Source organism: Pseudomonas peradeniyensis, assembly GCF_014268935.2.
Taxonomy (GTDB): domain Bacteria; phylum Pseudomonadota; class Gammaproteobacteria; order Pseudomonadales; family Pseudomonadaceae; genus Aquipseudomonas; species Aquipseudomonas peradeniyensis.
In genome coordinates, this window is sequence record NZ_JABWRJ020000002.1 from 167,927 (window position 1) to 192,482 (window position 24,556).

Genomic DNA, 24,556 nt, shown 5'->3' on the forward strand with positions numbered 1-24,556 from the left:
TATGACTCGTCGCGGCGCCTTGGCCGAACACCCAAGCCACTCGCCAAAAGAGAACGTATTTCCGAGACAGGACACTAGCATTAGCCTGACGCTTCGGTGCATGGCTGAGGTGTGCATGAAAGGCAAGGGGTGGCGGGAGCATCTGTCGGCGGGAACAATCGAAGTAGCGGGCGAACCATGGTGCTTGCAGCACCTGCGTGCGCATTCTCATGAAGTGCAACTGCCGGGTTCGGGCGTGCAACCCTCCATTACGGTGATGCTGCGCCTTGAGTATTCAAGCCATTGCGTGAGCCGCGGTGCCCGACAAGGGCTCGCGCTGGATTTCGACAGCATCGGTCTGGACAGCTTGGTAATAGATCATCGAGGGATCTACCGAGCGTTCTGCCCGACGCGGCATGGGCTGTCGTTGCAGCTGCCCGCCATCATGTGCGGCCTGGCCGACCGCCAGTGTCTGTTTACCGGGCACAGTAACTGGCTGACGTTGGAGGGCAATCAGTTCGGCTTCCCGGAAGGCAGCCATTATGAGGTGTATTTCAGTATGCGTCGTGAGGCCGCCAGAAGCCTCAGGATTTATGTCGAGAGTGCCTATGTGCGGGATGTTGGCCATGCAGCGCGCAGTCAAAGCCGCTTCAAGCGACATGAAAAGATCAAAGGCTGGTTGCTGATGCTCAAAAAGTTGAGGAACGAGCCCGTACGCAGGCCCATACGCCACTGAGCAGCCCCCAGAAATACGAAACCCCCAATGAAGGGGGTCGTATCGCGGATGCCCTTAGGGATTTCTCCCATCAACCGGCACGGCCGGAACCAAGTGGCGGCGTCTAGACACTTCCTGAAGGAAGCTCCGTGTACATCAAGACAATTAAAAGTCTATTGAGTCTTGGAAGGGCCGTCAACGACCAACCGCCTTGGGCTTGTACGCACAATACCCCGGCCGCGGCCCGACCTTGGGATGATTGCGGCAGGTATCCGGACGCTTGTCATAAATGGTGCACAGCCGGCTCTTGCGGTCCAGATAGAGGCAGTCGTCGTTGCTCATCCGGGTCAGGGTGAAGATCCCCGACTTCTGGTTGAAGCGTTCGATGATGCCGTCCTTCTGCAGGCGTTTGGCGATGTTCTTCGGTGGCTCGTCCTTCTCGAACTCGTCCACCACGCCGATGCGGATCAGATCCTTGATCTTCACCTCCACCGGCAGGGTGCAGCAGGTCGAGTGGCAGCCACCGCACATGTGGCTGGCATAGCGCTGCCAGGTCTCCAGGCGGTCGACTTCGGCGGCGGCGATCAGGGTCGGTTTCATGGTTGCGGTTTTATTCTTGCAAGGGAAATCACGGTTTTGGGGCGCGCGATGATACCGGAGTTGTTCAATTTGTGAACAACCTTTTGCCGGTTTCGCCAGCGGTGGATGAAAACCGCGAACCGTCGCTGTCGCTCCGTGTCAGAGCGTCTAGGCTGAACAATCTCCCTGCGCTTTCGCCCATTTGCCCGAGGATGCCTCATGTCCCAGGAAACCGAAGCCCGTGACGAAAAGGACCATAGTGCAGAGGTGGCGGCCTTTCGCGCCGCCGTGCTGGCCAAGCTGACCTACGCGGTCGGCAAGGACCCGGAACACGCCTTCGACCACGACTGGTTCGAAGCCATCGCCCTGGCGGCCCGCGACCATATGGTCGATCACTGGATGGACCACACCCGGCGGGCCTACCGACGCAGCCAGAAGCGCGTCTATTACCTCTCCCTCGAGTTCCTCATCGGTCGCTTGCTGTACGACAGCCTGAGCAACCTCGGCTACCTGGAGATCGCCCGCGAGGCCCTGCAGGGGCTGGACGTGGACCTCGAGCGCATCCGTCTGCTCGAGCCCGACGCGGCGCTGGGCAACGGCGGCCTGGGTCGGTTGGCGGCGTGCTTCATGGAGAGCATGTCGACCCTGGGCATCGCCGCCCATGGCTACGGCATCCGCTACGAGCATGGCCTGTTCCGCCAGGCGGTGGTCGATGGCTGGCAGCAGGAGCAGACCGAGAACTGGCTGGATTTCGGCAACCCCTGGGAGTTCGAGCGCGCCGAGGTGATCTACCCGATCAGTTTCGGCGGCAGCGTCGAAACCGTGCACGAGGGCAATGGCCAGCAGCGCCAGGTCTGGTGGCCGGGCGAGACGGTGCGGGCGGTGGCCTACGACACGCCGGTGGTCGGCTGGCGCGGTTCCAGCGTCAATACCCTGCGCCTGTGGCGGGCCCGGGCCTTGGAAGAACTGCACCTGGAGCGCTTCAACGCCGGCGACCACCTGGGTGCGGTGGCCGAGGTGGCCCGCGCCGAGAGCATCTCGCGGGTGCTGTACCCGGCCGACAGTACCGAGGCCGGCCAGGAGCTGCGCCTGCGCCAGGAGTATTTCTTTGTCTCCGCCTCGCTGCAGGACCTGCTGCGCCGCCACCTGAACATGCACAAGGACCTGCTCAACCTGCCGGACGCCGCGGCGATCCAGCTCAACGACACCCACCCGTCGATCGCCGTGGCCGAGCTGATGCGCCTGTTGGTGGACCAGCACGAAATCCCCTGGGACAAGGCCTGGGCGCTTACCGTCGGGACCTTGGCCTACACCAACCACACCCTGCTGCCCGAGGCCCTGGAAACCTGGCCGGTGGCGCTGATGGAGCGCATGCTGCCGCGGCACATGCAGATCATCTACCTGATCAACGCCTACCATATCGATGCCCTGCGGGCCAAAGGCCTGCACGACTTCGACGTGCTGCGCGCGGTGTCGCTGATCGAGGAGGATAATGGCCGCCGGGTGCGCATGGGCAACCTGGCGTTTCTCGGCTCGCACAGCGTCAACGGCGTGTCGGCGCTGCACAGCAAGCTGATGAAGAGCACGGTGTTCGCCGAGTTGCACAAGCTCTACCCGCAGCGGATCAACAACAAGACCAACGGCATCACCTTCCGTCGATGGCTGTACCAGTCCAACCCGCAGCTCACGGCGATGCTGATCGAGGCGCTGGGGCCAGAGGTGCTGGACGATCCGGAAGGCAAGCTCAAGGGGCTGGCGCCTTTCGCCGACAAGGCCACCTTCCGCAAGCAGTTCGCCGCCCAGCGCCTGCACAGCAAGCGCGCCCTGGCCAGCATCATCCAGGACCGGCTGGGGGTGACGGTCAATCCGGAGGCGCTGTTCGACGTCCAGGTCAAGCGCATCCACGAGTACAAGCGCCAGTTGCTCAACCTGCTGCACACGGTGGCGTTGTACCAGGCCATTCGCAATGACCCCGGAACCGACTGGGTGCCGCGGGTGAAGCTTTTCGCCGGCAAGGCGGCGGCCAGCTACCACCAGGCCAAGCTGATCATCAAGCTGGCCAACGACATCGCCCGGGTGGTCAACAACGACCCCACGGTGCGTGGCCTGCTCAAGGTGGTGTTCCTGCCCAACTACAACGTCAGCCTGGCCGAGAGCATCATCCCGGCGGCGGACCTGTCCGAGCAGATCTCCACCGCCGGCTACGAGGCGTCCGGTACCAGCAACATGAAGTTCGGCCTCAACGGCGCGCTGACCATCGGCACCCTGGATGGCGCCAATGTCGAGATGTGCGAGCAGGTGGGCGCCGAAAACATGTTCATCTTCGGCCTGACCGCCCAGCAGGTGGAGGCACGCAAGCGCAGCGGCGATTTCGGCGCCGCCGCGGCGGTCGCTGCCTCCCATCGCCTGGGCGATGTGCTGCAGGCGATCCGCAGCGGGGTGTTCTCGCCGGACGACCCGGCGCGTTATGCCGGGTTGGTGGATGGCTTGATCGCTTATGACCGCTTTCTGGTATGCGCCGACTTCGATGCCTACTGGGACGCCCAGCGACGGGTTGAGGAGCTGTGGCACGCACCGCAGGACTGGTGGCGCATGGCGGTGCTCAATACCGCGCGGATGGGTTGGTTCTCGTCGGACCGGACGATTCGCGAGTATGCGACCGAGATCTGGAAGGCGTTGGATTGAGCCCGGGGCATCGCGGGGCAAGTCGGGCCGCGATGGCTTAAACCGACCACTGGCCGGTTGCTTGCTGAACTCAACCCCACCCGACGAGTCTCTTTGCTCGCTAGCCCGCAACTCTCCCTGTAAACTGCGGGGGTTTTTCTCCCCCTATTCCTTTCGGAGCCATACATGTCCCGCGTTACCCTGAGTCGCTATCTGATTGAGCAGACCCGCAGCAACAATACCCCTGCCGATCTGCGCTTCCTGATCGAGGTAGTGGCGCGTGCGTGCAAGGAGATCAGCCACCACGTGTCCAAGGGCGCCCTCGGCGGCGTGCTGGGCAGCATGGGCACCGAAAACGTGCAGGGCGAAGTGCAGAAGAAGCTCGACGTGATCTCCAACGACATCCTGCTCGAGGCCAACGAGTGGGGCGGCCACCTGGCCGGCATGGCGTCCGAGGAAATGGACAACGCCTACCAGATCCCGGGCAAATACCCGAAAGGCGCCTACCTGCTGGTCTTCGACCCGCTGGACGGTTCGTCGAACATCGACGTCAACGTTTCGGTCGGCACCATCTTCTCGGTACTGCGTTGCCCTAACCAGTACCTGAGCCAGAACGAAAGCCTGAACGAGAATGCCTTCCTGCAGCCAGGCACCGAGCAGGTCGCTGCCGGTTACGCCATCTACGGCCCGCAGACCATGCTGATCCTGACCCTGGGCAACGGCGTCAAGGGCTTCACCCTGGACCGCGAGCTGGGCAGCTTCGTCCTGACCCACGAGAACATCCGCGTCCCGGAAACCACCGCCGAGTTCGCCATCAACATGTCCAACCAGCGTCACTGGGAAGCCCCGGTGCAGCGCTACGTGGGCGAGCTGCTGGCCGGCGAGACCGGTCCGCTGAAGAAGAACTACAACATGCGCTGGATCGCCTCGATGGTGGCCGACGTGCACCGCATCCTGACCCGTGGCGGCCTGTTCATGTACCCGCGCGACGCCCGCGAGCCGAGCAAACCGGGCAAGCTGCGCCTGATGTACGAAGCCAACCCGATGTCGTTCATCATCGAACAGGCCGGCGGCGCCTCCACCAACGGTTACGAGCGCATCCTCGACATCAAGCCGGAGAGCCTGCACCAGCGCGTGTCGGTGATCCTCGGCTCGAAGGAAGAGGTCGAGCGCGTCACCGCCTATCACAAGGAGTAAGTCATGCTCGCACCTTGGCAGCCGTTGCTGGAGTGGTGGTTCGGTTGGGGCAGCAGTCCCCAGGCCGTGGCTGACGAGAAGAACACGCTGTGGTTCGGCAAGCACCATGACGCCGAAGCCCAGGCTCAGTTCGGCCACCTGGTCGAGCAGGCCCTCTCGGGCGGGCTCGATGAGTGGCAGCAGAGCCCGCAGGGCTGGCTTGGCCTGCTGATCCTGCTGGATCAGCTGCCGCGCATGATCCATCGCGACACGCCGCGCGCCTTCGAAGGCGATCGGCGGGCGCAGGTGGTGGCCATGCAGGGCCTGCAGAAGGGCTGGGACTACCAGTTGCTGCCGATCCAGCGGGTGTTCGTGCTGCTGGTGCTGGAGCACGCCGAGGTGCTGGACTGGCAGAACCTGTGTGTCGAGCGTTACCAGATGCTGCTGGCTGAACAGCCCGAGGCCAACCGCCGGTTGTTCGAAGGCTTCCTCGACTATGCCGAGCAGCACCAGCGGGTGATTGCCCGCTTCGGGCGCTTCCCGCACCGCAACCTGGTGCTGGAGCGGCCGAGTACCAGCGAGGAGATGGATTTCTTGCTGGAGCCTGGTTCCCGCTTTTAAGGCCTCGTGACAGGGCGTGGGAGCGGGCTTGCCCCGCGATAGCGATGGTGGCGCTGACATCGCAATCGCGGGGCAAGCCCGCTCCCACGTTACCGAATCAGATCCTGAAACTCCCCACCAGATGCTTCAACCGCTCGACCTGATGTTCCAGGTCGGTGCAGGCACGCAAGGTGCTCTGCAGGTTGTGCACCCCTTCCTGGTTCAGCGTATTGATCTCGTTGATGTCGACATTGATCGACTCGACCACGGCTGTCTGCTCCTCGGTGGCGGTGGCCACCGACTGGTTCATGCCGTCGATCTCGCCGATGCGCTGGGTGACGCTGCCCAGGCGCTCGCCGGCCTGGTTGGCGATGCCCACGCTGCGATCACTGTGCTGCTGGCTCTGGTTCATGGTGCTGACCGCCACCTGGGCGCCGGCCTGCAGTTCCTCGATCAGGCGCTGCACCTGCTGCGCCGAGTCCTGGGTACGGTGGGCCAGGTTGCGCACCTCGTCCGCGACCACGGCGAAGCCGCGCCCGGCCTCACCGGCGCGGGCGGCCTCGATGGCGGCGTTGAGCGCCAGCAGGTTGGTCTGCTGCGAGATGCCGCTGATCACATCGAGGATCTGGCCGATGTTCGCCGTGTGGTTGTTCAGTGTCTCGATATTGCCGCTGGCGTCGCTGATGCGCGCCGACAGCTGGTTCATCACGTCGATGGTTTCGCCGACCACTTGCTGGCCTTCCTCGGCCAGGCCACGGGCGGCGCTGGAGTGCTGCGAAGCGAGAGCGGCGTTCTGGGCGATTTCCTGGGCGGCGGCACCCAGCTGGTTGATCGCCGCGGCCACGCTGCTGGTACGGCTCGACTGCTGGTCGGCGTTGTGGATCGAGGCGTTGGAGGCGTTGACCACCTGGCTGGCCACGGCATTCACCTGGCCGGTGGCCGAGGCCACTTCGCGGATCGACTCGTGGATTCGCTCGACGAAGCGGTTGAACGACTGCGCCAGGCTGCCGAACTCGTCCTGGGCGTGGATGTTCAGGCGCCGGGTCAGGTCGCCCTCGCCCTCGGCGATGTCGCGCATGGCGCGGCCCATTACGTGTAGCGGCTCCATCAGCACACGGATCAGCAGGCCGAGCAGGGCGATGATCACCACCACCGCGATCAGCGTCGCCACCAGCGCCGAGGTGCGCAGCTCGCCGAGCATGGCGAAGGCCGCGTCCTGGTCCAGCACCAGCGCCACGTACCAGTCCGCCGACGGCACGCCGTCGACATGGGTGAAGCTGATGAACTGCCGGCGGCCCTCGACCTCGACCTCTTTCAGGCCGCTGCCGATGCGCAGGTCGTTGCCGGGGTAGACATCGGCCAGGGTCTTGAGCGCCAGCTCACCCTTGGGATGGATGAGCACCTTGCCTTCGCCGTTGACGATGAAGGCATGGCCGCGACCGCCGAAGTCCAGGGTGTTGATCAGGTTGCTGATGGTCTGCAGGTCGGTGTCGACACCGCTCACGCCGATCATGCGCCCGCCCTGCTGCACCGGGGTGGCCAGGGTGATCACCAGCTTGCCGGCTGATACCGAGATATACGGTTCGGTGACGATGGTCTGGCCCGCCGCGCTGGCTGCCTTGTACCAGCCGCGTACGCGCGGGTCGTAGTCGGCGGCGCGGTTGCCCACCGGTACCGACTGCATGCTGCCGTCCTGGCCGCCAAAGTAGGTGAGGATGAAGTTGCCGCTGTACACCGGCAACGCCAGGATGCGGTCGAGGCTGCCCTTGGCCGGGCCGTCGACGGCGATCTGCTGGGCCACCGAGTTCACCAGCTGGATGCGGCTGTCGAGCCAGGTGCGGATGTTGCCCGCGGTCAGGTTGCCCAGTGACTGCAACGTCGATTCGGTGTCGCTGCGCAGCGACTGGCGCTGTCGGTAGTCGTTGAACAGAACGAAGCAGGTGAAGGCGACGGCCACCACGAGGGCGGCGGCCAGCAGGATCTTGTGGCTGAACTTGAGGTTCTTGGTCATTTTTCTTGGAATCTGCGCACGGGCACGAAGGGGAGGGGTGCGGCAAAAGGCCACACCACCGCTCTATGTCGACGCGCAGGAATAAAACATTAATCGTTTGCGCGCCAGGCGACCAACGGTGCACAACGAAACCTGGCCCGCCAGGGAACCGCGGAGCCTTTTTCCCTTCTAAGCTCCCTGCAGGCCCTCGTACCTGCGTATCCACCTCCAGGAGTGTCCCTTCATGTCGTTGCGTTCCCTCGCCCTGTTGTCCTTGTGCGTCGTCCTGACCGCCTGCAGCAAGATCAACCAGGAAAACTATTCCAAGCTCAAGGCCGGCATGAACAAGGCCGAGGTCGAGCAACTGCTCGGTTCGCCCAAGGAGTGCTCCGGCGCGCTGGGCATGAGCAGCTGCACCTGGGGTGACGAGAAGAGCTTCATCAGCGTGCAGTACGCGGCGGACAAGGTCCTCATGTATTCCGGGCAGGGCCTCAAATGAGGCGTCTGCACCTGCTGCTGGGCGTGTGCCTGGTGATGCTGCTCGGTGGCTGCGCCACCTCGGCCACCGACCCGCTGGCGCCGAAGACCGCAGGTGCGGTCGACCTCAAGCGTTACCAGGGCAAATGGTTCGAGCTGGCGCGTCTGCCAATGAAGTACCAGGACGGCTGTGCCCAATCTGAAGCCCACTACAACCTCAAGCCCGACGGCACGGTCGGTGTGCTCAATCGCTGCCGCACCATGGGCGACGAGTGGCTGCGCGCCGAAGGCCATGCCACGCCGCAGGAGGCCGGGCACACCGACAAGCTGTGGGTCGAGTTCGACAACTGGTTTACCCGCCTGGTGCCGGGCGTGGCCAAGGGTGACTACTGGATCCTGTTCGTCGACGAACGCTACCGCACAGCGATCGTCGGCAGCCCGGATCGCAAGTACCTGTGGATTTTGTCGCGCACGCCTTCGTTGCCGGCGTGGGAGCGCGAGAATCTCTTGGCCAAGGCGCGGCAGCAGGGGTATGACACCAATCGGCTGATCTGGCGCACGCCTGACAGAGACATCGTCGCCCGGCATTGAGCCTGCCCAACATCTAGAGACAGGCCTCGCCCCCTGTGGGAGCGGCCTTGCGTCGCGAAAGGGGCGCATAGCGCCCCCGGGATTTCGATGTCGATGCAGATGTTGCTGGGGCCGCTTTGCGGCCCTTTCGCGACGCAAGGCCGCTCCCACAGAGCCAGCGTTCACCCCAATAACTGGCGCAACACCTCGACAAACGCCACCGCGCTCTCCTCTTCCTGCCCATGCCGCCCCTGGCGCACCACCCACCGCCCGTTGACCATCACATCGCGCACCTGACGGTCGCCGCCGGCGAACAGCCAGCGGTTCAGGATCGCATCACCGTCGGCCACGGCCAGGTATGGATCCTGCCCATCGAGCACCAGCCAGTCCGCGCGCTTGCCCACGGCGAGTTCGCCGATCGGCTGTCCCAGCGCCTGGGCACCACCTGTCAGCGCGGCATCGTAGAGAGTGCGGCCGACCATCGGCTGGTCACCGCGATACAGCCGGTTGCGCCGCTGGTCGCGCAGGCGCTGGCCATACTCCAGCCAGCGCAGTTCCTCGACCACGCTGAGCGACACATGGCTGTCCGAGCCGATGCCCATGCGCCCACCCTGGGCCAGGTAGTCCACCGCCGGGAAGATACCGTCGCCCAGGTTCGCCTCGGTGGTCAGGCACAGCCCGGCCACCGCGCCGCTGCGGGCCATGGCGGTGACTTCGTCGGCTTCGGCGTGGGTGGCGTGGACCAGGCACCAGCGCTGGTCGACTTCGACATGCTCGTACAACCACTGCAGCGGACGGCGGCCGCTCCAGGCCAGGCAGTCATCGACTTCCTTCTGCTGCTCGGCAATGTGGATATGCACCGGGCAGGTCGCATCGCCGGCGCCCAGCACATCGGCGATCTGGCCCGGCGTTACCGCGCGCAGGGAGTGGAAGCACAGGCCCAGCGCCTGCGCCGGTTGTTGCGCCAGCAAGGGGGCAAGCTGCTGTTGCAGGCGCAGGTACTGCTCGGTGGAGTTGATGAAGCGCCGTTGGCCGTCGTTGGGGGCCTGGCCGCCGAAACCGGAATGGCTGTACAGCACCGGCAACAGGGTCAGGCCGATACCACTGGCACTGGCGGCGGCGCTGATGCGGCGCGACAGCTCGGCGGGGTCGGCATAGGCCTGGCCGTTCAGGTCATGGTGCACGTAATGGAACTCGGCCACCGAGGTGTAGCCGGCCTTGAGCATCTCGATGTACAGCTGGCGGGCGATCACCTGCAGTTGCTCTGGGGTGATCCGGCCGACCAGGCGGTACATCAACTCGCGCCAGGTCCAGAAGCTGTCGTTGGGATTGCCGGCCACTTCCGCCAGCCCCGCCATGGCCCGCTGGAACGCATGCGAGTGCAGGTTGGGCATGCCCGGCAGCAACGGCCCGGCCAGGCGCTCGGCGCCATCGGCGCTGGCATCGGCCTCGATCGAGGCCAGCCGGCCGTCGGCGGCGACCTCCAGGCGGACATTGCGGGCCCAGCCCGAGGGCAGCAGGGCGCGTTCGGCGAAGTAGGCGGACATCGGTGAAATCCTGTTATTGTTAACTTGTATATACATATACAGCCGTTTGCCTGCCGGGTAAACTCCGGCAAGCTACCGTTCACTCCAACCGCACAAGGATTCAACGCCGTGCCGACACCTCCTGTCTCCGCGCTGGTTGCCCAGATGGGCGAAGGGCCGGCGCCGCTCTACGCCCGGGTGAAACAGATGATCATCCAGCAGATCGAGAGCGGCAGCTGGCCGCCTCATCACCGGGTGCCCTCGGAGAGCGAACTGGTCAGCGAGCTGGGCTTCAGCCGCATGACCATCAACCGCGCCCTGCGCGAACTGACCGCCGAAGGCCTGCTGGTGCGCATGCAGGGCGTCGGCACCTTCGTCGCCGAGCCCAAGAGCCGCTCGGCGCTGTTCGAGGTCAACAACATCGCCGACGAGATCGCCGGCCGTGGCCACCAGCATAGCTGCCAGGTGATCACCCTGGCCGAGGAGGCCGCCGGTTCCGAGCGCGCCCTGGCCCTGGACATGCGCGAAGGCCAGCGGGTGTTCCACTCGCTGATCGTGCATTACGAGAACGGCGTGCCAGTGCAGATCGAGGACCGTTACGTCAACGCCGCCATCGCCCCGGACTACCTCAAGCAGGACTTTACCCGGCAGACGCCCTACGCCTACCTGTCGCAGGTCGCGCCGCTCACCGAAGGCGAGCACGTGGTCGAGGCCATCCTCGCCGAGCCTGAAGAATGCACGCTGTTGCAGATCGAGCGGGGCGAACCGTGCCTGCTGATTCGCCGCCGCACCTGGTCGGGGCGCCAGCCGGTGACCGCCGCACGCCTGATCCACCCCGGTTCCCGTCACCGTCTGGAAGGACGATTCAGCAAATGACTCAGTTGCAGCTGTTGCGTGCCCGGGATTATCCGCGCATGCCCTGGAAGAACGGTGGTGGCTTCACCGAAGAGATCACCCGCGATGGCGGCGACAGCCTGGACGGTTTCGGCTGGCGCCTGTCGATTGCCGATATCGAGGAGTCCGGAGGCTTTTCCACCTTCACCGGGTATCAGCGGATCATCACCGTGTTGCAGGGTGACGGCATGCGCCTGCTGGTCGATGGCCAGGCCAGCCGGCCGCTGCTGCCGTTCGACGCGTTCGCGTTCAGTGGCGAGAGCCAGGTCAGTTGCAAGCTGCTGGGCGGGGCGATTCGCGATTTCAACCTGATCTATGCGCCACAGCGGTATCGGGCGCGGTTGCAGTGGTTTGATGGCGGCAACCGGGTGTTCAGTTCGGCGTCGACGCTGTTGCTGTTTGCCGCCGGCAATCATGTCGAGGTGGGGTTGGCCGGGGAGGAGACGCAGCAGCTTGGGCGGTATGACTGCCTGCGGATCGATGGCAACGAGGGGTTGCTGGAGCTGGATGTGCAGGGGCGGTTCTGCCTGATCGAGCTGATTTCGCACTGATCCATCTGTAACAAGATCGCGGGGCAAGTCGGGCCGCCGCATCGCCGCTCCCACGACCAGCGAGCGTTGGCGTGGGAGCGGCGATGTGGCGGCCCGACTTGCCCCGCGATGCTTTTCGGAGGAACGGTCCGTTTTTTTTGGTTGCCTATGCTTGTACATACAAGTAAAGGTGTGTTTGTATAGTCGCCACGACACACACATGCCGTCGGACGACCGCAGAGGACCTCTCCCGTGACTGACAACAACAAATACCGTGACGTAGAAATCCGTGCCCCGCGTGGCAACAAGCTGACCGCCAAGAGCTGGCTGACCGAAGCCCCGCTGCGCATGCTGATGAACAACCTCGACCCGCAGGTCGCCGAAAATCCGAAAGAGCTGGTGGTGTACGGCGGCATCGGCCGCGCCGCGCGCAACTGGGAGTGCTACGACAAGATCGTCGAGACCCTGACCCGCCTGGAAGACGACGAAACCCTGCTGGTGCAGTCGGGCAAGCCGGTCGGCGTGTTCAAGACCCACAGCAACGCCCCGCGCGTGCTGATCGCCAACTCCAACCTGGTGCCGCACTGGGCCAACTGGGAACACTTCAACGAGCTGGATGCCAAGGGCCTGGCCATGTACGGCCAGATGACCGCCGGCAGCTGGATCTACATCGGCAGCCAGGGCATCGTCCAGGGCACCTACGAAACCTTCGTCGAAGCCGGCCGCCAGCACTACAACGGCAGCCTGAAAGGCAAGTGGGTACTGACCGCGGGCCTCGGTGGCATGGGCGGCGCCCAGCCACTGGCCGCCACCCTGGCCGGTGCCTGCTCGCTGAACATCGAGTGCCAGCAGAGCCGCATCGATTTCCGCCTGGAAACCCGCTACGTCGATGAGCAGGCCAAGGACCTGGACGACGCCCTGGCGCGCATCGCCAAATACACCGCCGAAGGCAAGGCCATCTCCATCGCCCTGCACGGCAACGCCGCCGAGATCCTGCCAGAGCTGGTCAAGCGCGGCGTGCGCCCGGACATGGTCACCGACCAGACCAGCGCCCACGACCCGCTCAACGGCTACCTGCCGGCCGGCTGGACCTGGGAGCAATACCGCGACCGCGCCCAGACCGACCCGGCTGCCGTGGTGAAAGCCGCCAAGCAGTCGATGGCCGTGCACGTCCAGGCCATGCTCGACTTCCAGAAGCAGGGCATCCCGACCTTCGACTACGGCAACAACATCCGCCAGATGGCCAAGGAAGAGGGCGTGGCCAACGCCTTCGACTTCCCGGGCTTCGTCCCGGCCTACATCCGCCCGCTGTTCTGCCGTGGCGTCGGTCCGTTCCGCTGGGCCGCGCTGTCCGGTGACGCCGAAGACATCTACAAGACCGACGCCAAGGTCAAGGAACTGATCCCGGACGACGCCCACCTGCACCGCTGGCTGGACATGGCTCGCGAGCGCATCAGCTTCCAGGGCCTGCCGGCACGTATCTGCTGGGTCGGCCTGGGCCTGCGCGCCAAGCTGGGCCTGGCGTTCAACGAAATGGTGCGCAGCGGCGAGCTGTCGGCGCCAGTCGTCATCGGACGTGACCATCTGGACTCGGGCTCGGTATCCAGCCCCAACCGCGAGACCGAAGCCATGCGCGACGGCTCCGACGCGGTCTCCGACTGGCCGCTGCTCAACGCCCTGCTCAACACCGCGGGCGGCGCCACCTGGGTTTCGCTGCACCACGGCGGTGGCGTGGGCATGGGCTTCTCCCAGCACTCGGGCATGGTCATCGTCTGCGACGGTACCGATGAAGCCGCCGAGCGTATCGCCCGCGTGCTGACCAACGACCCGGGGACCGGCGTGATGCGCCACGCCGATGCCGGCTACCAGATCGCCATCGACTGCGCCAAGGAGCAGGGCCTGGACCTGCCGATGATCACCGGCTGATCGCCGCGCTTTGGATCGCACCCTGCAAGGGTGATACTGAACAACAAGAAGGGGCCCCGCGTGGCCCCATGCGATTGGAGTAGCGAAGTGACCGAATTGACCCTCAAGCCCGGCACCCTGACCCTGGCCCAGCTGCGCGCCATCCACGCCGCGCCCGTGCGCCTGCAGCTGGACGCCAGCGCCGCGCCGGCCATCGACGCCAGCGTCGCCTGCGTCGAGCAGATCATCGCCGAAGACCGCACCGCCTATGGCATCAACACCGGTTTCGGCCTGCTGGCCTCGACCCGCATCGCCAGCCACGACCTGGAGAACCTGCAGCGTTCGCTGGTGCTGTCCCACGCCGCCGGTATCGGCGCGCCGCTGGACGACGACCTGGTGCGCCTGATCATGGTGCTGAAGATCAACAGCCTCAGCCGTGGTTTCTCCGGCATCCGCCGCAAGGTCATCGATGCGCTGATCGGCCTGGTCAACGCCGAAGTCTATCCACACATCCCGCTCAAGGGCTCGGTCGGCGCTTCCGGCGACCTGGCACCGCTGGCACACATGTCGCTGGTGCTGCTGGGCGAAGGCAAAGCCCGCTACAAGGGTCAGTGGCTGCCCGCCACCGAAGCCCTGGCCGTCGCCGGCCTCGAGCCGCTGACCCTGGCCGCCAAAGAAGGCCTGGCCTTGCTCAACGGTACCCAGGCGTCCACCGCCTACGCCCTGCGCGGCCTGTTCCAGGCTGAAGACCTGTATGCCGCGGCCATCGCTTGTGGCGGCCTGAGCGTGGAAGCCGCACTGGGTTCGCGTTCGCCATTCGATGCACGGGTTCACGAAGTGCGTGGCCAGCGCGGCCAGATCGACACCGCCGCCTGCTTCCGCGACCTGTTGGGCGACTCCAGCGAAGTGTCGCTGTCGCACAAGAACTGCGACAAGGTCCAGGATCCGTACTCCCTGCGCTGCCAGCCGCAAGTCATGGGCGCCTGTCTGACCCAGATCCGCCAGGCCGCCGAAGTACTGGGCATAGAAGCCAACGCCGTGTCGGACAACCCGCTGGTGTTCGCCGCCGAAGGTGACGTGATCTCCGGTGGCAACTTCCACGCAGAGCCCGTGGCCATGGCCGCCGACAACCTCGCCCTGGCGATCGCCGAGATCGGCTCGCTGAGCGAGCGCCGTATCTCGCTGATGATGGACAAGCACATGTCCCAGCTGCCGCCGTTCCTGGTGGAGAACGGTGGGGTCAACTCCGGCTTCATGATCGCCCAGGTCACTGCCGCCGCGCTGGCCAGCGAGAACAAGGCGCTGTCGCACCCGCACAGCGTCGACAGCCTGCCGACCTCGGCCAACCAGGAAGACCACGTGTCGATGGCCCCGGCTGCCGGCAAGCGCCTGTGGGAAATGGCCGAGAACACCCGTGGCGTGCTGGCCATCGAATGGCTGGGCGCCTGCCAGGGCCTGGACCTGCGCAAGGGGTTGAAGACCTCGGTCAAGCTGGAGCAGGCGCGCCAGGCGCTGCGCCGCGAAGTGCCGCATTATGACCGCGACCGTTTCTTCGCGCCGGATATCGAGGCGGCCTCGACGCTGCTGGCCAAAGGCACCTTGACCGGCCTGCTGCCGGCCGGGGTCCTGCCTAGCCTGTAACACCGCAATCGCGGGGCAAGTCGGGCCGCCGCATCGCCGCTCCCACGCCGATCGTGGGAGCGGGCTTGCCCCGCGATGGGCTGTCCGCCGCCCTCCCGAATTCACGACCAGAACAACAATAAGGACGTGACATGCAACAAGCTCAAGGTCTCAAGCGCGGGCTATCGGCCCGGCATATCCGTTTCATGGCGCTCGGTTCGGCAATCGGTACCGGGCTTTTCTACGGTTCGGCCTCGGCCATCCAGATGGCCGGCCCGGCCGTGTTGCTGGCCTACCTGATCGGTGGCGCTGCCGTGTTCATGGTCATGCGCGCCCTCGGTGAGATGGCCGTGCACAACCCGGTGGCCGGCTCCTTCGGCCACTACGCCAGCACCTACCTCGGCCCCATGGCCGGCTTCATCCTCGGCTGGACCTACGCTTTCGAGATGGTCATCGTCGCCATCGCCGACGTCACCGCCTTCGGTATCTACATGGGCTTCTGGTTCCCGGAGGTTGCCCGCTGGATCTGGGTGCTGGGCATCGTCTTCCTGATCGGCGGCCTGAACCTGTGCAACGTGCGGGTCTTCGGTGAAATGGAGTTCTGGCTGTCGCTGCTCAAGGTCGGCGCCATCGTTGCGATGATCCTTGCCGGCCTGGGCATCATGGCCTTCGGCTTCAGCCAGGTGGGCACGGGGCACGCGGTCGGGGTGAGCAACCTGTTCGACCACGGCGGCTTCATGCCCAATGGCGTCAGTGGCCTGATCGCCTCGTTCGCGGTGGTGATGTTCGCCTTTGGCGGCATCGAGATCATCGGTGTCACCGCCGGTGAGGCGAAAGACCCTCAGCGCGTCATCCCCAAGGCGATCAACGCTGTGCCGCTGCGCATCCTGCTGTTCTACGTGCTCACCCTGTTCGTGCTGATGTGCCTGTACCCATGGCCGCAGATCGGCAGCCAGGGCAGCCCGTTCGTGCAGATCTTCAGCAACCTGGGCATTGGCTCAGCCGCGGCCGTGCTCAATATCGTGGTGATCTCGGCGGCGATTTCGGCGATCAACAGCGACATCTTCGGCGCCGGGCGCATGATGTACGGCCTGGCCCAGCACGGCCAGGCGCCGCGTGGCTTCGGCAAGCTGTCGAAACACGGCGTGCCGTGGATGACCGTGGTGGTGATGGGCGCGGCGCTGCTGATCGGCGTGCTGCTCAACTATCTGATCCCGGAAAACGTGTTCCTGCTGATCGCTTCGATCGCCACCTTCGCCACCGTGTGGGTGTGGCTGATGATCCTGGTCACCCAGGTCGCCATGCGCCGCAGCATGAGCCGTGAGGAGGTCGCCCAGCTCAAGTTCCCGGTACCGTTCTGGCCCTATGGCCCGGCCCTGGCCATTGCCTTCATGGTGTTCATCTTCGGCGTGCTCGGCTACTTCCCTGACACCCAGGCGGCGTTGATCGTCGGCGTGATCTGGGTGGTGTTCCTGGTGGCCTCCTACCTGCTGTGGTGCAAGCCGCGCGCCGGTGGTGGCGAGCCGCTCCAGGAGCCTGCCGAGCTGCACCGCTGAATTAGAAAGGAGATCCTGATGAGAACCCTCTGGCAGCACTGCCACGCCGCGACCATGACCGACGGCCGCTACGCGATCATCGAAGACGCGGCGATCGTCACCAGCGCCGGGCTGATCGAGTGGATCGGCCCGCGCGTTGACGTGCCGCCGGTCGCAGCCGACCGCGTCGTCGACCTGGGCGGCGCCTGGGTCACCCCCGGGCTGATCGACTGCCACACCCATGCGGTGTTCGGCGGCAACCGCAGCGGCGAGTTCGAGCAGCGCCTGCAGGGCGTCAGCTATGCCGAGATCGCCGCCCAGGGCGGCGGCATCGCCAGCACCGTGCGGGCCACCCGCGCGGCCAGCGAGGACGAGCTGCTGGCCAGTGCCCGCCAGCGGGTCCAGGCGCTGATGCGCGATGGCGTGACCACGATCGAGATCAAGTCTGGCTACGGCCTGGATCTTGATAACGAACGCAAGATGCTGCGCGTCGCCCGGCGCCTGGGCGAGGAGCTGCCGGTCACCGTGCGCAGCACCTGCCTGGCCGCCCACGCGCTGCCGCCGGAATACGCGGGCAGGGCAGACGACTACATCGATCATATCTGCGAGCAGATGCTCCCGGCGTTGGCCTCCGAGGGGCTGGTGGATGCGGTGGATGCCTTCTGCGAACACCTGGCGTTCTCCCCGGCCCAGGTCGAGCGCCTGTTCATCAAGGCGCGCGACCTGGGGCTGCCGGTCAAGCTGCACGCCGAGCAGCTGTCTTCGCTGCACGGCTCGAGCCTGGCGGCGCGCTACCAGGCGCTGTCGGCGGATCACCTGGAGTTCATGACCGAGGAAGACGCCATCGCCATGGCCGCGGCCGGCACCGTCGCCGTGCTGTTGCCGGGGGCGTTCTACTTCCTGCGGGAAACCCAGCTGCCACCGATGGACGCCCTGCGCCGGCACGGCGTGAAGATCGCCCTGGCCAGCGACCTCAACCCCGGCACCTCACCGGGGCTGTCGCTGCGCCTGATGCTGAACATGGGCTGCACCTGTTTCCGCATGACCCCCGAGGAAGCCCTGGCAGGCGTCACCGTGCATGCCGCCACGGCGCTGGGGCTGGGCGACAGCCACGGCTCGCTGGAGGTGGGCAAGGTGGCGGACTTCATCGCCTGGCAGATCGAACGCCCGGCCGACCTCAGCTACTGGCTCGGCGGTGACTTGCCCAAGCGCGTGGTGCGCTTGGGGCATGAGATATCCAACTGAAAGGTAGCTTCGTGGGAGCGGGCTTGCCCCGCGATACCGGCGAAGCCGGTGCCATCCATCGCGGGGCAAGCCCGCTCCCACGAAGCTCAAGCAGATACGCTGTAGGAGTCATATGGACAAGGTATTGAGTTTTCACCAAGGCCGGCTGCCCCTGCTGATCAGCATGCCCCACGCCGGGCTGGGCCTGACGCCACCCGTGCGTGACGGCCTGGTCGACCAGGCACGCAGCCTGCCTGACACCGACTGGCATATCCCGCGCCTGTACGACTTCGCCCGTGACCTGGGCGCCAGTGTGGTGGCGGCGGAGTATTCGCGCTTCGTCATCGACCTGAACCGCCCGGATGACGACAAGCCGCTGTACGTCGGCGCCACCACCGGCCTGTACCCGGCGACCTTGTTCGATGGCGAGCCGTTGTTCAAGGATGGCCAGGCGCCGAGCGCCGACGAGCGGGCCACGTACCTGGAAGGGATCTGGCGCCCGTACCACGACACGATTCGTCGCGAACTGGAGCGCCTGCGTACCGAGTTCGGCTATGCGCTGCTGTGGGACGCCCACTCGATCCGTTCGCTGATCCCGCACCTGTTCGACGGCAAGCTGCCGGACTTCAACCTCGGCACCTTCAACGGTGCCAGTTGCGATCCCGAGCTGGCCGAGCGGCTGCAGGGCGTGTGCGCCGAATTCCCGCAGTACAGCCATGTACTAAACGGCCGCTTCAAGGGCGGACACATCACCCGCCACTACGGTGACCCTTCCCGGCAGATCCATGCCGTGCAACTGGAGCTGGCGCAGAGCACGTACATGAATGAAGCCGAGCCGTTCGCCTATCGCGAGGATCTGGCACAACCGACCCAGATGGTCCTGGGGCGGTTGCTGGAGACGGTCCTCGCATGGGGCAGGGAGCGATACGGGCGCTAGCCGTCAACTGCGATCCGGGTTGGCCAGCGTGGTCAGCTCACGGATCAGGTGCCGTTCCCGTGCCTGCTTGTCGTTTTCCAGCGCCTCGTACTCGGGCGCCAGTTCCTCGAGGCTTTGCGGGGACTCGTCCAGGGCGCTGACCTGCGCCCTGTACTGCTGTTCGATGGCGTCGAAGCGTGCTGCGTAGGTCAGGCGCAGGTATCGGCACCATTCGTCATTGTTCGCGGCATACCTCAGGAACGACTCACCCTGCTCATCCCGGTGTACCTGGTCCATCGCCGCTGTCAGCTCGCTGCGGCTGACATCGGCAAAGGCCTCGTAGAGCATGTTGTCGTCGGGTACGCCCAGCTTCAGCTCCTGGTTCAGCCCGCGGCGATAGGCCAGGCGGACCTCCGCCTCGTCCCGGCCCTTGGCTTTGTCGCGGGCGATCTCATCCAGTCGGTACAGGCGGTAGAGACGCGTGAGTTCCTGGTAGAGCGTATGTTCCGTATCGCCCGCTGCTGTCAGCAGGCTACGACTGTCGATCAGCAGCTCGATGTTCTGGAACACCAGCAATGCCCCGTCGTGGCAGGTCTGGCTGCCGGTGTCCGGTTGTACCAGCGCTTCCTGAGCAATGGCGTTGAACAGCGCGCGTTCTTCCGGCCTGACCAGCGCCTTGATCAGGACCATGCGCACGCGCTGGCAGAAGGACGGGCGGGTGGCGCCATTGCGAAAGGGGGCTGACTGCTGCAGGCGCCCGACCAGCGACAGCAGGTTGCCCGCATCGCCGGCCTGTTGCAGTTGCTGCCAGGCATCGCGCAGCGCTTCGTTTTCCAGCTGTGCACCTTGCAGCCAGGCCTCCAGGCGCGGCTGGTCCTCGGCAAGGGGAAGGATTGGATTATGCAGGTGCCCTCCCGCCAGTTCCTCATCCGAAGACGTCGCGGTCAGCAAGTCATCGGGCAGGCTCATGGCGAAGGTGAAGTTGCGCTGGGTATCGGAGGATGTGCGTGCGCGGAACATGGTGCTGCGGGTCAGTGGGTTGTCGAACAGGGCAATGGACGACACGGGGAAGTCATGATCGAGGTTGCTGAAGATGTGTTCAGGCAGTTCGGTCAAGCGGTTCTCGCTCAGGTCGAGCAGCTCCAGCGGCAGCAGGCTGTCTAGCCAGGTGGGCCAACGCTCGATGCCCATGTTGTTCAGTTCAAGCCGGCTCAGGTTGCGCAAGGTCTCGGGCACCTCGGTGATAGTGCCCAGGCGGTTGCCGGCCAGCTCCAGTGTGCTGAGATTGCCCAATGTGGCGAACGTGGCGAGTACGCTGTCATCGATTACCAGACCCATGTCGCGCAGGGACAGGTAGATAAGCCTGGGAAGCCGTCGGAGTGCCGTCGGCAGTGTCTGGCTTGGCTGGGCGTGTTCGACGAGGCTGAGGTTTTCCACCAAGGGGAAGCGCCTCAGGAAATCATCCAGCTGGGCGGTCGTACTGCTGATCCTGGCCAGTGACAGGCTTCGGACCCGTTGGTGGAAGAAAGCCGGCAGACTCGGAGGAAAATGCTCCAGGGCGATGTTCTCCAGGCGCAGTGTTGTCTGGCGCATGCCCAGTTCCTGGTTGCGCCAGAACGTGTTGATGCTGACCCCGATCCGGTTGCGCATGGCCATGGCGCCCTGGCTCAGCGGCGCCGTCGAGCTTGAGGCGTTGGCCCAATTGTCGAGAGCATCGCGCAATGCTTCGCGCTGCTGGGTGTAGTGGCGCAGCCGGGCATTCAGGGATGGTGAAATGTCAGCATGGATCCGTCCGGCCTGACCCTGTTGATTGAGCATGATGCGCAGCAGTTGATCCTCGATGATGGGATTGCCTTCCAGGGCAATGATCGTGTGGGTGGCGAGGTCCGGTTCATTGCTCATGAGAAAACTCGGCAGTGAGCGGATACGGTTGTCACGTAGCGAAACCTCCCTGATGCGGGTCAGGGGACGCGGCCTGAGGCCTTGCGGCCAGTGGTCGAGCTCCATGCGCTCAAGGCCCAGGTAGTCGAGCGTCAGGCCTTCGAAAGCCTGGTAGCCGTGGGTGAGAAGCCGATTGCCATCCAGGATGAGCCGGCGCAAGCGTGGCAAGTTTCGCAAGCTTTCGATCTCCCTGCTCGACAATGGCAGGTTCAGGTTGGTGATACTGAGGGACTCGAGCTCCGGTAGGCGGCGAGTGATCGAGCCGAGGTCATAAAGGAAAGTGGAGGCAGGAGCGTTGTCGACATACGGCCGTGTGACTTCCAGCGACCGCAAGACGGGGAATTGCTGGAGCAGGTGGGTGAGCAGGCGCTCGCGGCGCCCCAGGCTCGAGGCGCCGCCGTGGGACGGATCGATTAGCTGGAGATGGCTGACATTTTCGCTGAAGAAGGAGGGTAAATCGGTTGGGAAGGTGTCCAGCTCGATCTGCTCCAGGCGAAGTGGTGTCACCTCATGAGGCGTCACAGGCAGGGCGTTGTCATACCAGTGCTGGATGAGCCGCTCGTGCAAGGTGTCGATCGCGTCAGTGTCATGCCCGGCTGTGGATCGTGTCATTCGTCGCCATTCGGCTAGCGTGCGACGTAAGGATGTGTGTTGTTCGAGCAATGCTTGCAAGCGCAGGTTTATCTCGCTTCGACTTAGTCCGCTGCCTTCCAGGTCGGCCAGTATCTGGTCGGCCGTGCGCGTCGTGTGTACGGGCAGACCCGTCTCCCTGATCATGCGCAGCAGGGTGTGACGGGTGAAGCCGCCCCCTGTGCCGCCTTGACCGCCCAGTGGGTATCCCAGGCGGCCATCGGCCAGACGCATCGGCGAGTGGAAGCCTTGGCGCACGGGCTGCATGCGCAACACCTTGCGCAACGCCTCACGCGAAAGTCGAGGCATCTGGCGAAGCAGCCGCTTGAGTGCTTGCGTGTAGCTCACTCCCAGGTTGCCCAATACGGTGATTGCGGGTGTCGGCAGCGCCTTCATCAGTGCGCTGTAGAGCGTGTCATGAAGCATCTCCGAGGCTGCAGGGGCACTGCTGCCGTCCACTATGTAGCCATTGGTCGTGCTGATAATGGTGGCGTCGGGCTCAGCGGTCTGTGCTCCGATTCGTGTGCGCTCGGCGGGCCAGTGCAGGTGTTGCTCGAGATCGATGACCGTATCGGCGGGCCAGCCGGGTAGCTGTTCCAGGGTATGCAGGACCAGGCGGTCAGTGTCCCAGTTACGCACCGTGTCCAGATACAGCCCTTCATAGGCGCGGGCCAGGCGAACCTGCTGCTGGTACGTGCGAGCCTCTGCGGCAAGGCGGGCGTGGATCCTGCCTTGATCCAGGCTCTGCAACTCCACTTGGCTGGCGTTGCGCAACAGTTCTTCGATGACGGGAAGCGGCAGCTGTGGATAACGTTGCCGCAGGGTGGCGCCGCGAGCGGCGGGCTTGGCGTACAAAAGGTCGTAGCGCTTCTGGAACGTCTTGCGCAGCATGTGGGGTTCAGTCACCGAGGTGCGCAGTTCCTGATCCAGCCTGAAACGAGACAGCGTGTCTTCCAGCAACGCTGGCAAGCGCAGGTTCTGGCTGACGGTTCGACGCAATACGGACTCATCGGTGCCGCTAACTTCGAGTATTCGGGTCAAAGTGGCTTCATCGAATTCAGCGATCAGCGGGCCTGCCCGACTGGCCAGCTTGTTCAGTGACCACCCTTGCGGGCGGTCCAGGCCATGCAGCCATGCACCTGCGCCATTGTGGCGCAATCGAGGTTGATAGCCATGGGGGCTTTGCGGGTGTACGAGGACGTAGTCGTGGGGCACTGAAATGGGGCTGACTGAAAACAGGCGGTCTTCCAGCGCCAACCAGGTCTTGCCTGCGTGGTGGTACAAGCCGAACTCATCCGCCTTCAAGCCTGCAGGCAGCACAATGTCATGGGCAAACGGTTTCAGGTCCGGGGACCACAGGCGGACATCGCCGTCAGGCCTGCGCACGGGCTCCAGTTCTTCGACAAATGAAGGTGTCTCGACAGTGATTTTCTCGACGGCAGGTTTTCCGCCGCTCGCCTCCCAGACGCCCAGTACCGCCAACTGGGCAACGTTTTCAACCACGTCCACCAGGTAGGCCAGGGCTTGCTGCCTGTCGCCCCGCGCCCAGCTGGCAAACCCTTCGTATACCTCATGCCCCAGTTGCAGCGCGGTCAGCCCCAGCATCACCGGGCCCAGGGCCGGCACGAAGAAAACGCCCAGGGCCAGGGCGTCGAAGGCCAGGCCGGTGTAGTACGCCAGCTGTTTCTGCGCTGTTATCCGGTCTTCCGTCGCGGTGGGGACCGCGTGGAACAGGGCATCGTCCGTGAGCCTTTGGCGTTTCTGCGCGACCAGCGCCTCGCGCAGGCCTTGCCCGAAGGGCTGCTGTGCCACCGTCACTCGGGCGTTCGGATCGCGCACACGGTTTACCGTTCCGCCGTACTGACCCGGAATGACCTTGGAGGTACTCCAGTCCACCGGTTGCAGGCAGTCCAGCAACTGGGTGAAGACGGCACTGCTGTCGCGTGCCGGCACACTGTCGAGCAGTTGCCGGCGGGTCATGGCCCCCAGCTGTTCGCGCAGGTAGGCCTGCAGTGCCTCGGCGGTGGCGTGGTGCTGCAAGGGGATTCGCGCGCCGGGCAGGTAGGTGACCAGCCAACCCTGGAAGGGCAGGTGAAACGCAGGGTAGCGCGCCGGCAGGCTGGGGCCGGACTCGACACCGAAGATCAACGCGCCCGTTACCGAGCTGCCGAACAGTTGCAGGAAGGTCGCGCCCAGCGGGCGGCCTTCATGCTCGGCCTGGCCGTGTTCGACCAGCTTGAGCAAGGCCGCATACAGGGGTTGCTCGAGCCTTTCGCCGAGGTAGGCCCTGTGCAGCTCCAGGCGCAGGGTGCTCAGCTCAGCGTCGCCGAATACCTTGGCCGCCTGCGGATCCGCCTGACAGACCGTTTCGATCAGCGCCTGGTACTGACCACCGATGTCCAGCTCGCGGGAGAGTGCCGCGAATTCGCTCGGCGAGATCCCGACCTGGTTGCCGCTGGGCACCACGCCCACGAACGCATTGCTGTCGAGCACCCGTGAGCTGAGCCTGGCGGTATCCAGCCCACCGGGCAGCGCATGTTCGGCCTCGAAGTTCTGCAAGGCGCTGTGCAGCAAGGACTGGGTGGCTCGTCTGAACGACCGCGCCGCCTGAACGATAGGGTCGCCGTAGGAGGCGTCCTGATAAGCCTCGGCCCGGCGGGCGTTGAACAGGTAGGTCCTGTTCACGTCCAGCTCCAGGTCAAAGCGCTGCTTGATCGCCTGGGTCAGCTGCTGCGTGGCGAACTGCCGTAGATCGGGTAGCTGCTTGAGCAGCCGAGCCACATCGTCCTGGGTCTTGCGATGGGTGCCATATTCCTGCACCAGTTGCCGGGCGATGTCCGGATGGGCCAGGCAAGCCCTGTCGAACCAGGCGCTTGGCCGGCTCAGGGCATTGCGCATGTGGGCATGGTCCGGCTTTGCGACGTGCTTCAGCCAGTCAGGCATCTTGTCGGCGATCAGCTGTTTCGACAGTGAGCCTATGGGTTCGTCCGTCGCTGGCGCGCCAGCGACGCCGTTGTTGTTGACGCTCATGATGGGGCCTCGATGTAAGGGAGGCCCGGATGGTATGGACTGATTCACCGGCCCA

Annotated in this window: 17 protein-coding genes and 1 pseudogene; 13 read left to right on the forward strand and 5 right to left on the reverse strand. The window is 64.8% G+C overall.

Annotation, left to right across the window (positions count from 1 at the left end; genetic code table 11):
• Window positions 1-115 precede the first annotated feature (115 nt).
• Window positions 116-715 (forward strand): YjaZ family protein, encoded by a 600-nt coding sequence (locus HU751_RS10245; protein ID WP_186732498.1) that lies wholly within the window; start codon window positions 116-118, stop codon window positions 713-715.
• A 174-nt stretch (window positions 716-889) separates the two neighbouring features.
• Here HU751_RS10245 and HU751_RS10250 read toward each other — a convergent pair whose 3' ends face one another.
• On the reverse strand, window positions 890-1,294 hold the full coding sequence (locus tag HU751_RS10250) for a YkgJ family cysteine cluster protein (RefSeq protein ID WP_186732499.1): 405 nt from the start codon (window positions 1,292-1,294) through the stop codon (window positions 890-892).
• A gap of 198 nt (window positions 1,295-1,492) precedes the next feature.
• On the opposite strand from HU751_RS10250, the gene HU751_RS10255 reads away from it, so the two are divergent.
• The 3 genes from HU751_RS10255 (at window position 1,493) to HU751_RS10265 (ending at window position 5,734) form a co-directional block, all read left to right on the forward strand.
• Window positions 1,493-3,958 carry a glycogen/starch/alpha-glucan phosphorylase gene (locus tag HU751_RS10255; RefSeq protein ID WP_186732500.1) on the forward strand — a complete coding sequence of 822 codons (2,466 nt, stop codon included), beginning with the start codon at window positions 1,493-1,495 and terminating at the stop codon, window positions 3,956-3,958.
• 165 nt (window positions 3,959-4,123) lie between these two features.
• Window positions 4,124-5,134 (forward strand): class 1 fructose-bisphosphatase, encoded by a 1,011-nt coding sequence (locus HU751_RS10260; protein ID WP_050707287.1) that lies wholly within the window; start codon window positions 4,124-4,126, stop codon window positions 5,132-5,134.
• A gap of 3 nt (window positions 5,135-5,137) precedes the next feature.
• Window positions 5,138-5,734 carry a DUF924 family protein gene (locus HU751_RS10265; protein ID WP_186732501.1) on the forward strand — a complete coding sequence of 199 codons (597 nt, stop codon included), beginning with the start codon at window positions 5,138-5,140 and terminating at the stop codon, window positions 5,732-5,734.
• 97 nt (window positions 5,735-5,831) lie between these two features.
• Here HU751_RS10265 and HU751_RS27255 read toward each other — a convergent pair whose 3' ends face one another.
• Both HU751_RS27255 and HU751_RS27260 read right to left on the reverse strand, forming a co-directional pair.
• Window positions 5,832-6,662: a methyl-accepting chemotaxis protein gene (locus HU751_RS27255; RefSeq protein ID WP_374119860.1), complete on the reverse strand. Its 831-nt coding sequence runs from the start codon at window positions 6,660-6,662 to the stop codon at window positions 5,832-5,834.
• A gap of 24 nt (window positions 6,663-6,686) precedes the next feature.
• Window positions 6,687-7,724, reverse strand: a pseudogene (locus HU751_RS27260) (HAMP domain-containing protein); the annotation flags it as partial.
• Between the two features lie 223 nt (window positions 7,725-7,947).
• Here HU751_RS27260 and bamE point away from each other — a divergent pair.
• Window positions 7,948-8,202, forward strand: coding sequence for an outer membrane protein assembly factor BamE domain-containing protein (gene bamE / locus HU751_RS10275; protein WP_028688397.1), 255 nt, complete (start codon window positions 7,948-7,950; stop codon window positions 8,200-8,202).
• A complete protein-coding gene (locus HU751_RS10280; RefSeq protein ID WP_186732502.1) occupies window positions 8,199-8,771 on the forward strand; it encodes a lipocalin family protein in 573 nt (190 codons plus the stop codon). Before bamE ends, HU751_RS10280 begins: the two co-directional genes overlap by 4 nt.
• 161 nt (window positions 8,772-8,932) lie before the next feature.
• On the opposite strand, the gene HU751_RS10285 is transcribed toward HU751_RS10280, so the two are convergent.
• Window positions 8,933-10,297, reverse strand: a complete 1,365-nt coding sequence (locus HU751_RS10285) for a formimidoylglutamate deiminase (RefSeq protein ID WP_186732503.1) — start codon at window positions 10,295-10,297, stop codon at window positions 8,933-8,935.
• Window positions 10,298-10,441: 144 nt separating this feature from the next.
• Between HU751_RS10285 and hutC the strand changes: the two genes are divergently transcribed.
• The 7 genes from hutC (at window position 10,442) to hutG (ending at window position 18,921) form a co-directional block, all read left to right on the forward strand.
• Window positions 10,442-11,152, forward strand: coding sequence for a histidine utilization transcriptional repressor HutC (gene hutC / locus HU751_RS10290; RefSeq protein ID WP_177330863.1), 711 nt, complete (start codon window positions 10,442-10,444; stop codon window positions 11,150-11,152).
• Window positions 11,149-11,721, forward strand: coding sequence for a HutD/Ves family protein (locus HU751_RS10295; protein ID WP_186732504.1), 573 nt, complete (start codon window positions 11,149-11,151; stop codon window positions 11,719-11,721). The genes hutC and HU751_RS10295 overlap by 4 nt, the downstream gene beginning before the upstream one ends.
• A 231-nt stretch (window positions 11,722-11,952) precedes the next feature.
• Complete coding sequence (gene hutU, locus HU751_RS10300; RefSeq protein WP_186735611.1) at window positions 11,953-13,626, forward strand: urocanate hydratase; 1,674 nt, start codon at window positions 11,953-11,955, stop codon at window positions 13,624-13,626.
• A gap of 87 nt (window positions 13,627-13,713) precedes the next feature.
• A complete protein-coding gene (gene hutH / locus HU751_RS10305) occupies window positions 13,714-15,246 on the forward strand; it encodes a histidine ammonia-lyase (RefSeq protein WP_186735610.1) in 1,533 nt (510 codons plus the stop codon).
• Between the two features lie 131 nt (window positions 15,247-15,377).
• On the forward strand, window positions 15,378-16,781 hold the full coding sequence (locus tag HU751_RS10310; protein ID WP_186735609.1) for an amino acid permease: 1,404 nt from the start codon (window positions 15,378-15,380) through the stop codon (window positions 16,779-16,781).
• 18 nt (window positions 16,782-16,799) lie between these two features.
• A complete protein-coding gene (gene hutI / locus HU751_RS10315; protein WP_186735608.1) occupies window positions 16,800-18,005 on the forward strand; it encodes an imidazolonepropionase in 1,206 nt (401 codons plus the stop codon).
• Window positions 18,006-18,117: 112 nt separating this feature from the next.
• The gene (hutG, locus tag HU751_RS10320; protein ID WP_186735606.1) at window positions 18,118-18,921 is read left to right on the forward strand and encodes an N-formylglutamate deformylase; all 804 of its coding nucleotides are present in this window, start codon (window positions 18,118-18,120) and stop codon (window positions 18,919-18,921) included.
• Between the two features lie 3 nt (window positions 18,922-18,924).
• Here the strand turns inward: hutG and HU751_RS10325 are convergent, their stop codons facing one another.
• Entirely contained in the window at window positions 18,925-24,501 is a 5,577-nt protein-coding gene (locus HU751_RS10325) for a dermonecrotic toxin domain-containing protein (protein ID WP_186735604.1), read from the reverse strand.
• Window positions 24,502-24,556: the final 55 nt, after the last annotated feature.

Coding starts and splice junctions, on each gene's coding strand:
- HU751_RS10245 (WP_186732498.1), top strand. CDS start 116: ATGAAAGGCAAGGGGTGGCGGGAGCATCTGTCGGCGGGAACAATCGAA.
- HU751_RS10250 (WP_186732499.1), bottom strand. CDS start 1,294: ATGAAACCGACCCTGATCGCCGCCGCCGAAGTCGACCGCCTGGAGACC.
- HU751_RS10255 (WP_186732500.1), top strand. CDS start 1,493: ATGTCCCAGGAAACCGAAGCCCGTGACGAAAAGGACCATAGTGCAGAG.
- HU751_RS10260 (WP_050707287.1), top strand. CDS start 4,124: ATGTCCCGCGTTACCCTGAGTCGCTATCTGATTGAGCAGACCCGCAGC.
- HU751_RS10265 (WP_186732501.1), top strand. CDS start 5,138: ATGCTCGCACCTTGGCAGCCGTTGCTGGAGTGGTGGTTCGGTTGGGGC.
- bamE (WP_028688397.1), top strand. CDS start 7,948: ATGTCGTTGCGTTCCCTCGCCCTGTTGTCCTTGTGCGTCGTCCTGACC.
- HU751_RS10280 (WP_186732502.1), top strand. CDS start 8,199: ATGAGGCGTCTGCACCTGCTGCTGGGCGTGTGCCTGGTGATGCTGCTC.
- HU751_RS10285 (WP_186732503.1), bottom strand. CDS start 10,297: ATGTCCGCCTACTTCGCCGAACGCGCCCTGCTGCCCTCGGGCTGGGCC.
- hutC (WP_177330863.1), top strand. CDS start 10,442: ATGGGCGAAGGGCCGGCGCCGCTCTACGCCCGGGTGAAACAGATGATC.
- HU751_RS10295 (WP_186732504.1), top strand. CDS start 11,149: ATGACTCAGTTGCAGCTGTTGCGTGCCCGGGATTATCCGCGCATGCCC.
- HU751_RS10310 (WP_186735609.1), top strand. CDS start 15,378: ATGCAACAAGCTCAAGGTCTCAAGCGCGGGCTATCGGCCCGGCATATC.
- hutI (WP_186735608.1), top strand. CDS start 16,800: ATGAGAACCCTCTGGCAGCACTGCCACGCCGCGACCATGACCGACGGC.
- hutG (WP_186735606.1), top strand. CDS start 18,118: ATGGACAAGGTATTGAGTTTTCACCAAGGCCGGCTGCCCCTGCTGATC.
- HU751_RS10325 (WP_186735604.1), bottom strand. CDS start 24,501: ATGAGCGTCAACAACAACGGCGTCGCTGGCGCGCCAGCGACGGACGAA.